The organism is Paracidovorax cattleyae (assembly GCF_900104515.1).
GTDB lineage: Bacteria > Pseudomonadota > Gammaproteobacteria > Burkholderiales > Burkholderiaceae_C > Paracidovorax > Paracidovorax cattleyae.
This window is the reverse complement of record NZ_FNJL01000036.1, coordinates 41,491-50,566: the sequence shown is the minus strand read 5'-3', so window position 1 is coordinate 50,566 and position 9,076 is coordinate 41,491. Positions and strand designations below refer to the sequence as shown.

Sequence of the window (9,076 nt, the reverse complement as noted above, 5' to 3'; positions counted from 1 at the left end):
GGCGCAGTGGGTCAGTTTTACTTCGGCGCTAACACCCATGCCGTGATCCACGGCGATGTCCACGCACTCGCGGCTAAAGTCATCCACCAACCTCGCATTGGCCAACCACGCATCCATCGCCGCCCCAAAGGTCTTGATGGCGGTAACCCGCCGCTTGGCCCGCTGCTTCTCGATCGCGGGAGAGATGCCTGCCTGGACCGATTTGCGCGCCTCCAGTAGCAGTTCACGCGCCATCGCCAGCGAGATACCGCCAGCGCCGTAGCGCCCCAGGGTCAAGGTCTCGCGACGGCCATTGAGCCGGTAGTCGTAGCGGAAGGTGACGGTACCACTCGGCAATACCGTCACGTAAAGCCCATCGCGGTCAGAAGCCTTGTAGGGCTTGGCCTTGGGCTTCAAATTTCGTAGCGCAGCATCGGTCAGCATCGACGTTTTCTCCGGTTTTTCCGACGGCTTTTACCGTCAGGGACCTGGAGGCCTGCTGATGCCCGGAAAGCCGTATGAAATAAGCTTTTCCGAGAAAACTTTTACCGTCAAAGACGGTATAAGTCTGGATAGTGAATGAGAACGACTGAGTCCGGCCGCGTTTTTTACCGCCACCTATACCGTCAAATTTTTCTGCTAGCCGGCGATAGTCACCGATAGCATCCGCAACCTTTTTCCTTTCACATCAACAGGTTGCGGAAATTTTTCGATAGCTGGCGATAGTCCGTGAAGGACGTCAAATCACTCCCACTCAATTGTAAACAAACCAAAAAATGTCTTCATTGCCAATGACTTACGGATGACTCCGGCATCCGATGCCATGAATAATGCCATGTTCATGATGTGGAACCACTTTCACTCCTACCGAGACTGTCGCCGCCCGCTTGATCGTCAACTTGAGTCTGCGCCACGGCGGGCGTAGGCACCTCCGCGTGCTGTCGGCTATGCCTGAACTGCTCCAGGGCTCTCTGCACTGCCTCTTCTGGTACTTGAGGAATGATGTTGACGGGTATGACGACCTCGCAATCAATCGGCTCCACACCTTTGATACGCAATTCCACCATGCCGTTGCCGATGACACTATGGAAGTACCGGGTGAAGTCCTCAATGTCCTGCTCGTTTATCTCCACACCCTGTCGGAAACCACATTCATTGAGCAGCGTATGCAGCTTTCCGTTCGCCACGTCCATAGCAAACGCAAGCACGATGGTGCCGCGTGAGCTTATCGTGACGAACCGCAGGACACCATCGCCGTTGTCGATAGGCAGCAGCGTCATCTCCCGAAACTGGTCGGCTGGTGGATGAGGCCAAAGGTTCACTGAAACGGTAGCCCCTTCAAGCCGCCCGAGCCGCGCGACATCCTCGACGCAGCCACCAGCTTTGAGCGTCTCCACAGCTTCTGGTGTCATGAGCGGATACCACGGAGTGAGCCGGTCGCGGTTCGAGTACACATCCATCTCGTCGGGCACCCCGGCGTCAACCTTGATGTAGCGGTTGGCCAATGCCTCGATGATGCACAAGTCCGCTGCGATGCGCTGGCGATCAGCCGGAATATCGGGGTCCACAATGATCTTGCCGAGACTCGCATGAGCCACCGCGCAACGGCCCGAATCGAACAGATGCTTGTTGACATCGATGCCCTGGTCGCGCAGTTCCTTGATGCGCTTGACGGCTCGCTCCTCCGTCAACTGGTCCAGGTTGTTCCCAACCCATTCGACGCGCTTCTCGCTGGGCATTTGACTTTCGATGACCTTGAAGAAGCTCAGAAAGCTGTAGGCGTCATGAACGCGGCTCAAACGGCGGCCCTCGCGTAGGAACGCTAGCGCCTTGCGTACCTGGTCGTTCTCGATGATGGGCATGTGGTTGCAATCGAAGCCGTGCGCGCCTCCCTGCATGACCTCGGTATAGACGTCCCGGACGGCACCATAGCGAATGATGAAGGTCCCCCAGGTCCGGTTCGTGATGTCGACATAACCGCGCTTGTAAAAGCCAAGGATGGACGTAAAGCGGTATAGCCGCGCCATCACCTCGTCATTGTTGTCTTGCTCAGCAGGCGTGCTGATGCCCGGCGCGCTGCGCACCTCCCCTTCCTGTTCGCGCTTCACACCTTGCAGGAAGTACTCATGTCCGTCGTACTCGATCCAGACATCCTCCTGCGACCAGGCAATCGACGAAACCACACCCACAGACAGCCAGCCCCGACGGCCGTTCATACGGTCTAGGGCAGCAGCGCCGAATAAATGCGGGACGTAGGGGGTCTTCATAGCTGCACAGGCTCGGCCGGCGGCTTGGCAGCTCGCTTCAGGATTTCGGTCACAAGTTCCGGTTCGGCGCCCGCGATGAGCAGCTTGCGAGTCGGTGCGATATGAGTGAATACCTCGGCCAGTACGGTCATGTCGTGGCCCAGGCCGTTTGATAGCGAGGTCGCTTTCAGCAGGCCAAAGCGAGCGCCAGCCGTCACCTCGTCCATGCCTTGCCGAGTGACAGCCAGATTCGATCGCAAGGTCGCAATCGCGTCGATCGCTCCCTTTTCAAAGACAAGTAGCTTCGTGCCAAGGCTGTCGGTGAAAGGCATCTGACGGGGCCGATAAGGGCTCATGTCCAATGCCTCCGACACTTGGCCGCCAGCTCGCGCGCTGATGATGGCTGCATCGACAAGCTGCTTGGCGCTCATCAGGCCACACGCCACATCGACCAACTCGGCTGCGATCATGGTCTTGAGCTTTTCGATTTGGCCGGCTTGCTCCTGTGCGGCTTTGAAGCGGTCGTTGGCGCGATTGATCCAGTTGCCCAACAGGAGCGCAGCACCACCGAACAGCGCACCGGCAAGGCCGGCCGCCGCTGCTTGGTCGTGACCGATCCCCCAGGGCCTGCATGCCAGGACGTACCAGCCAAACGCGACCAGTGCTGCGAACAGCACTAGGTCGATATGGTTCATGATCCTGGTCATGAGCTTCAAATCAAGCGATCGCGAGCGTCAGATGACCGATCGGCTCGGCGGCCGGCCGCACCTTGATTTCGATGTCGTAGCCGAGACGATTCAGGCACTCCATGAGCTTGCGTTCGGAGAGGTTGGCGAAGTCGCCACGCATCATTCCCGACACCTTCGGTTGCGGGATTCCCATGCGCCGGCCAGCCTCTTCTTGGGTCAAGCCGAGACGACGCACGGCGCGGGTGATCTCGATCACTAGGCCGGACTTGATCTTGAGCTTCTCTGCGTCGGCTAGGCCGAGGTCGGCGAAGACGTTACCCGAGCCGGTTTCGATCTCGATGCCTTCAATCATGCGCTTTGCCATGTCGTAGCTCCTTTGCCAGCGCCTCGGCTACCTTCAGCCTGGCGCGAATGATGTCCATGTCCTCTTTCGGAGTGGCGATCCCGCTCTTGCTCTTCTTCTGGAAGCAGTGCAGGACGAACACCGCTTCCGCGAACTTCACCGTATAGACGGCCCGGTACGTACCGCCGACATCGTCCTCGACGATCTCAAGGACGCCGGCACCGCCGAAGCCCTTGAGCGGCTTTGCCGCACCGTGCTGATCGCCCCGCTGAGCGAAGTCGAGGGCGTGACCAAAGAACTTCCGCACATCGAGAGGAAGCGCCATCAGGTCTCGTTTACTTCCTCCGACCCAGATCAGCAGCCTGTCTTGTTCTGTCATGCCGCAAATCTATACCATTTCAGATATAGAGTCAAACGGGACACGGACCGAGTGACATATGCCGTCCATCAACGCAACGCCTGCTCTACAGGCCATTAAATATACGTCTTGCACCATCCATTCATTATGATATCATTTTGAACAATCAACGCACGGAGCCATCATGTTCAGCAAGATCGCGATTCGAAACATACCCAGCCAGATCTTTCGTGCACTGGAAACACTGGCGGACCTCCACGACCGCTCAACCGAGGCCGAAGCTCGACAGGCCCTGCGAGCATGGGTTGACCCGTTGTTGGTTCAAGACGGTCGGAACACGCGCCGCAAGGAAGTCGCAGAGCGTCTCAATCGGATGCTGACGCAGGTCAACGCCGGCCGACGCGGCCCGAAGCTCACTCCATCACACATCGCTGAGGCCATTCAGGAGGAGCGAGCGGAGGATGTCGAGGACTGGTTTCTTGGGGAAAAGGAGCCGAGCTTTTCCCAACTGTCAGCCATCGCGATCTTCCTGGGTGTCGATTCAGACTGGCTCAAACATGGCGACAAGGCGCTCTATCCCCCCGAATACGAGCGCTTGTCTGAGAACCCTTTCGAAGCCGTTGACTGGCTTCTGCGTTGGGACCTGGCCAACGGCCAGTCTGATGGCACGCTCAAGACCTTGCACCTGATCCGAGCCGCCAATCCCACTGGCGGTCTGTACATCGTGAAGGAATCCGACAAGGGGTACTTTCGGACGTTCTACACGCCGATTCATGTATCAGAGGAGATTGGTGCTGGTGGTGAAGCATCTCTGGCCGCGCTAATCGTGACGCTCGAACTTCTGTACAAGCGCTACACCGCGATGGGTAGCGGCATCATGGTCCTGGGTTACCAACTGCGGCCTGACGACATCGAGCAATTGACCAAGGGGAATACCCATCCTGGGTCCCTACTCAAGGAGGAATCTCGGTCTATGTGGTGGGAGGACATATGGGATCGCGAGATGGCACCGAAGCATCACTACTGGCCGGGTTGGAAATCGCTGTACGAGCGCATAGAGCGAGTAATCTCGGCCCGGACACATCTGAACGAACTGCGCACGCAGATTCGTCAAGGCGCAACAACGATGGCTTGCAGTGACAATTAACCCATGCCGGGTACAAGACCATCATGGGCGGCATGTGAGGTGTTCTGAGAATTTAGCAAAGGAGTGAACCATGAGGAAGGAAGCCAAGGAAGCTTGGCTAAATGCAGAAGTAGGCCCGGCCTTTGATGCACTGAAAGCCGACCCTCGCCGCGCCGTTACCGCTGAACAGGTGCGTACCCGTCTGGCTGACATCACCCAAGTCATTATGAAAGTAACAACACTTGTACTCAATACGAATGGGGAGCCGCATTTCCAAAGCGAAGACCAATTCGATGTTGAAAACCTGTTCGAGATTTCCAAGTCCCGCGAACAAAGCGCCCGCGATATGGGTTCGGAGTGGACTGCAGGAGCCGTGTCGTTCTTCGGCGGCGAAGTTGTAAAGGCCGTTAACACGGGCGAGCATGCCGATGTAAGCAAGGCGATTATCCAAATGCTGATGGCGACGTGGTTGTTCGATTCGTTGTATTGCGGCATTACCGCCAACACGTACCGCGAATCCGACATGAAATTCACGATCACACCCGATGGTGCGGTCTCGCACACTCGCATCCCGACCCAGAATAAGGCACGTGCCTGAGCGCCATTCCTGCGCCTGTGACAGTGCGACCTATCTGCCCGGTCGAATCCGATGGGCGGCTGCGCGCTCCGTCTTTCGTTTTCGACGCCGGCGACCGAGGTCGTCCACGTCGATATTGAGCCAGAGCCACCAGCCGTCACGAAAGCGCTCATCAGCCTGTAGGTCCTCAAGGCGCGAGGACTTCGGGGCGTTTCCCTCGTAGCGTTGAGCAATAGCCTCCTGAAGGCGGTCAGGTACCTCTACGACAGCGGCCGCGCTCGCCTGCAGATCGAAGTCAGGAAGGATCACGCGAAGGCCGCCCGCGTCCTGGGCCATTACGTAGGTCAGGAAGAACATCGTTACCCCTCCCCCATTAAAGCGTTTATGGTGTATGTTCGTTGGGCCATAGGTGCCTCACTCAATGGGTCGTCTTGTCCGGCGGGACGGACGCTGCAATCGTCTGCCCCGCCACCTTGCCCAACGCCCGTGCGGTGATCTCGCTGAACGACAGCACCGGCACAGGGTCATCGATTGCATCGAGCAGGTTTTCCAAGTCCCAATGCTCGATAGGTGAAACGATCATCAACCCGCTGTCCATGTCGTTCCAGACCAAGAAGATTCGGCCGTCCAGCTCCAAGGCATAGTGCACCTGGCCGCAGCTCAATTCCTCAGCGTCATCATCGAGTATGTGTTTGATGGATGTGGCGCTGGTCAGCATCGCCATTGCGGAATAGATCGTGGTTTGCATGTTCATGACTCCTGGTTGATTGAAGATGCCGCCTGGCCGTCGCTCGAATCACCAACGGGCAATTGAGGCCAACCACCGGCGTCCGGGAAAGTCGCCTCACACTTCGGCGACGCATTCCAGTTGGTGCAGTACCAAAACAGGCCCTGCCGACCTTCTTTCGGCCTGAGAATTCCGGTTGCACATATAGGGCACGGCTCGGCTTCGGTTGTCTTGGTTTCCATGTATGTCGTCACCTTGGCCTTGCTGCCCGTGGTGAAGTGCAGCGGCAATCGAGCAAGGAAATTCTTGTTCCGCTCTTTCATCAGTGCGTTTGCCGCGTCCTTGTCCGCTGGCGGCGGCAACGTGAAGGACAGCCATTCCCGCACGTAGTCGAGAACGCCGAGGACCATTTGCTGTTCGGCGCGGTCCTTCTCCACCTGGCGAGCCAGCCGGTTGATCGCGGTGGCAATGCGCGCCTCCACGTCGGCCAGGTAGTCCTTCTCTTCCTGCTGCCGCAGGAAGTCGGCAATCGCCGACCGGATGAGGTGCCCTGTTGGCAAGCCGATGGCTTCGGCTCTGGCTTCCAGCTGTTGGCGCTGCTCGTCTTCGAGCCGGACCGAATAAGTTCGTTTTGCGGCCATGTGGCCCCCTTTCATCTGTGTTGCGGGCGCGTCCTGCGAACGCAACACGTATCTACAAAGTGCAGGACGCTTCTAAGCCTTGTCCCGCAACGAAAAACACCAAAAAACACCCCTGCAGCGCAATACCCCTTTATGTTCCACTCAGCACTGTCTTCCGGGTGAGCGCATTGCATTTCCGGGTTCCTGCGCGTTGCGTCACTCTTTCGCCAGCCCTACGTCGAAAATGCGTCACAACTACGTCAGAAGTACGCCAAATGGATTGACCAGCGCTCGGCGTGGCATGTGGTTTTCTTGCAGTGGAATTGCAGTGAATATGGCGTGAACGTGCAGTGTGTTGATGTGGCACTACAGAAACACTGCATGTCCACTGCAAAAGCACTACAGGTCCACTGCGAATGCACTGCATGTTGGGGCCTTCATGCCAATCAAAAAATCTGCCCGCAGCGCAGGCTCCCGAGCTTGTTGATCGTGTCCAGAATCCGTCGATTGCCCCGCCGCCGAATCGGGCGTGGTACAGGTTCACCGGCGGACCGATAGGCAGCGACCAGCTGCTTCCACCGCTCTTCAAGTGCCTTCTTCGCGTCGGCCAGGCTGGGCGCGGATGCCCGGACATAGGGCAGATCGGACAGCCAGACAGACCATTCAATTTGCGAACCAGAGCCGACCGGCATGGCTTCAACCGAGAAGCCACCGATCTTTTGACTTTTCCTCATTCCATCTCCTTCAAATGTGCTGACTGAATCAGCGAAATCCATTTCAATTACGCTGACGTAGTCAGCAGAAATTCACCTCGACGATCACGTTTCAAATGTTCGTCGCCCGAATTACCGGCAGACCGAATAACCTCCCCCAAACATCGAGCGCCTGGCCTTGAATGGTGGGAATGCTGGTGTCTCTTGCCCACCAATCGTTCGCTGCGCCGACGATCACATCCGGGCGATTTGCCATGCTGACCAAGATGGGAAAGGTCAGTAGCTGCTCGTAGCAAATCGAGTAGGCGACACGCCGGCCAGCGACCAAGCCGATGCCACTGCCAAAGGGGTCGGCGGCGATGGAGTCAGAAGCCCAGGGCCGCCACATGCCAATGGGCACTGGCACACGCTGGACCAGCGGGCCGGCATCGACACCCACGGCGATCAAAACATTGCGTATCGGGCGACCGGGAATAGACATTTCGGCCCCCACCAGCATCGCGCTGCCCTTGGCCCTGAGCTGTGCCGACACGTCGGCCAGCATCAAGGCGTTGAAGTCATTTCCTTGGCGTACACGCGGCAGCACGGTTTCCGGTAGGACCAGCACGCGCCCAGGTTCAAGCTGGGCGGCCAGCATGAAGACCTGCGCCATGCGCTGGCCCTCTGCCATGAAATTCGGCGCGGCGGCCGTCTGCAGTCGCGCAAAAGCGGTGTCATACCCCGACCAGGTGTCCGCCCAGGCCGGCCTCGCCTGCAGCATGACGAGGTTGGCAACCACTGCCATGCTGGCCAGGGCCGCGACCGCCGACCAATACCGCAGCACGATCAAGACGAAGCCCGCCACAAGACAGAGTAAGCCGACGAATCCAAGGTCAGGGAAGAGGACGCCGGCGGCCGTCATCGGTTCACCCAGCCGATGAAGCCAATCGGTGGCACCGCCGTCAGCGCGAGCGCAGCCGGTAGTGTCCACGCCTGTCGGCGTGGGGTTTCACTCCAAAGGAGAAGCCAGGGCAACGCATTGACCACGCCGGCGACCAGCCACAGCGCCCAACTGAACCACGAGGGGGCCGACTCCGCGAAGAAGATGCCCGCCCCGAATGGCAGGCCACGACTGGCGGCCAGGTAGTAGGCCAGCGTTGTCGCGCCGGCCCACCACCGCGAACACGCCAGGCTCCAGAGAACCGGGACAAGGGCCGCGAAACCTGTCAGCCAGGTCAGGCCCTCATGGCCCCACGCGAAGCCGCATAGCGCGCCTGCAACCGCCAGGAGAAGGCTGCGCGTCATGCCGCGCTTCCCCATCGCCGCCACCCTGACCCGGCGCGAGCGCATGCCAATGCTTCTTCCAAGGTTGCGAACATGCCCCAACTGGTCGAGCGGTCCCACGCTCCGCCGTCAAGGCATCGCGTCTCGTAGCGCGTGCCACTCGGCCAGGCTTGCATCCACTTCGGTCGGGCTTCGGCCCAATTCTTGCGGCCGGCGTCGGCGTATTCGTCGGTGCGCTCCGCATACATGCGGTCCCACTCTTCAACGGTCATGGTGACGACATACGGCAGGTTCCACCACTTGGCTTGCGCCGGCGGCCTGTCTTCGTTAGGCGTCTGGTCGAAGAGCTTGGGCAAGGTCGGATTGACCAGCACGCCGTCCACGCAGTTTTCAGCGGTGAAGCTGGCCCGATTGAGTTTGAATTTCGGCATGGTC

At 58.7% G+C, this 9,076-nt stretch carries 14 protein-coding genes; 2 read left to right on the top strand and 12 right to left on the bottom strand.

Annotated elements, in window-relative coordinates:
* The 5 genes from BLR05_RS22305 to BLR05_RS22285 all read right to left on the bottom strand — a co-directional run.
* Positions 1-423 (bottom strand): Arm DNA-binding domain-containing protein (locus BLR05_RS22305; protein ID WP_244160152.1); only part of this gene is annotated, 423 nt, incomplete at its 3' end.
* Positions 424-818: 395 nt separating this feature from the next.
* The gene (mauJ, locus tag BLR05_RS22300; protein ID WP_143015982.1) at positions 819-2,246 is read right to left on the bottom strand and encodes a methylamine utilization protein MauJ; all 1,428 of its coding nucleotides are present in this window, start codon (positions 2,244-2,246) and stop codon (positions 819-821) included.
* Positions 2,243-2,920 (bottom strand): hypothetical protein, encoded by a 678-nt coding sequence (locus BLR05_RS22295; RefSeq protein ID WP_143015981.1) that lies wholly within the window; start codon positions 2,918-2,920, stop codon positions 2,243-2,245. The genes mauJ and BLR05_RS22295 overlap by 4 nt, the downstream gene beginning before the upstream one ends.
* Positions 2,921-2,942: 22 nt before the next feature.
* Entirely contained in the window at positions 2,943-3,278 is a 336-nt protein-coding gene (locus BLR05_RS22290; protein WP_092839105.1) for a helix-turn-helix domain-containing protein, read from the bottom strand.
* Entirely contained in the window at positions 3,259-3,636 is a 378-nt protein-coding gene (locus BLR05_RS22285; protein WP_092839102.1) for a type II toxin-antitoxin system RelE/ParE family toxin, read from the bottom strand. The genes BLR05_RS22290 and BLR05_RS22285 overlap by 20 nt, the downstream gene beginning before the upstream one ends.
* Positions 3,637-3,799: 163 nt before the next feature.
* On the opposite strand from BLR05_RS22285, the gene BLR05_RS22280 reads away from it, so the two are divergent.
* Both BLR05_RS22280 and BLR05_RS27785 read left to right on the top strand, forming a co-directional pair.
* On the top strand, positions 3,800-4,762 hold the full coding sequence (locus tag BLR05_RS22280; RefSeq protein WP_092839099.1) for a FitA-like ribbon-helix-helix domain-containing protein: 963 nt from the start codon (positions 3,800-3,802) through the stop codon (positions 4,760-4,762).
* A 70-nt stretch (positions 4,763-4,832) separates the two neighbouring features.
* Positions 4,833-5,339, top strand: coding sequence for a hypothetical protein (locus tag BLR05_RS27785; protein ID WP_092839096.1), 507 nt, complete (start codon positions 4,833-4,835; stop codon positions 5,337-5,339).
* A 30-nt stretch (positions 5,340-5,369) separates the two neighbouring features.
* On the opposite strand, the gene BLR05_RS22270 is transcribed toward BLR05_RS27785, so the two are convergent.
* From BLR05_RS22270 to BLR05_RS26140, 7 genes are all read right to left on the bottom strand, one after another.
* A complete protein-coding gene (locus BLR05_RS22270; protein WP_092839094.1) occupies positions 5,370-5,675 on the bottom strand; it encodes a type II toxin-antitoxin system HicB family antitoxin in 306 nt (101 codons plus the stop codon).
* A 61-nt stretch (positions 5,676-5,736) separates the two neighbouring features.
* Positions 5,737-6,066 carry a hypothetical protein gene (locus tag BLR05_RS22265; RefSeq protein ID WP_092839091.1) on the bottom strand — a complete coding sequence of 110 codons (330 nt, stop codon included), beginning with the start codon at positions 6,064-6,066 and terminating at the stop codon, positions 5,737-5,739.
* A 2-nt stretch (positions 6,067-6,068) separates the two neighbouring features.
* On the bottom strand, positions 6,069-6,686 hold the full coding sequence (locus tag BLR05_RS22260) for a CopG family ribbon-helix-helix protein (protein ID WP_143015980.1): 618 nt from the start codon (positions 6,684-6,686) through the stop codon (positions 6,069-6,071).
* Between the two features lie 425 nt (positions 6,687-7,111).
* The gene (locus tag BLR05_RS26145) at positions 7,112-7,441 is read right to left on the bottom strand and encodes a hypothetical protein (RefSeq protein WP_143015979.1); all 330 of its coding nucleotides are present in this window, start codon (positions 7,439-7,441) and stop codon (positions 7,112-7,114) included.
* Positions 7,442-7,490: 49 nt separating this feature from the next.
* Complete coding sequence (locus tag BLR05_RS22255; RefSeq protein ID WP_092839086.1) at positions 7,491-8,279, bottom strand: carbon-nitrogen hydrolase family protein; 789 nt, start codon at positions 8,277-8,279, stop codon at positions 7,491-7,493.
* The gene (locus BLR05_RS22250; protein WP_143015978.1) at positions 8,276-8,662 is read right to left on the bottom strand and encodes a carbon-nitrogen hydrolase family protein; all 387 of its coding nucleotides are present in this window, start codon (positions 8,660-8,662) and stop codon (positions 8,276-8,278) included. The genes BLR05_RS22255 and BLR05_RS22250 overlap by 4 nt, the downstream gene beginning before the upstream one ends.
* Positions 8,659-9,072 carry a hypothetical protein gene (locus BLR05_RS26140; RefSeq protein ID WP_143015977.1) on the bottom strand — a complete coding sequence of 138 codons (414 nt, stop codon included), beginning with the start codon at positions 9,070-9,072 and terminating at the stop codon, positions 8,659-8,661. The genes BLR05_RS22250 and BLR05_RS26140 overlap by 4 nt, the downstream gene beginning before the upstream one ends.
* Positions 9,073-9,076: the final 4 nt, after the last annotated feature.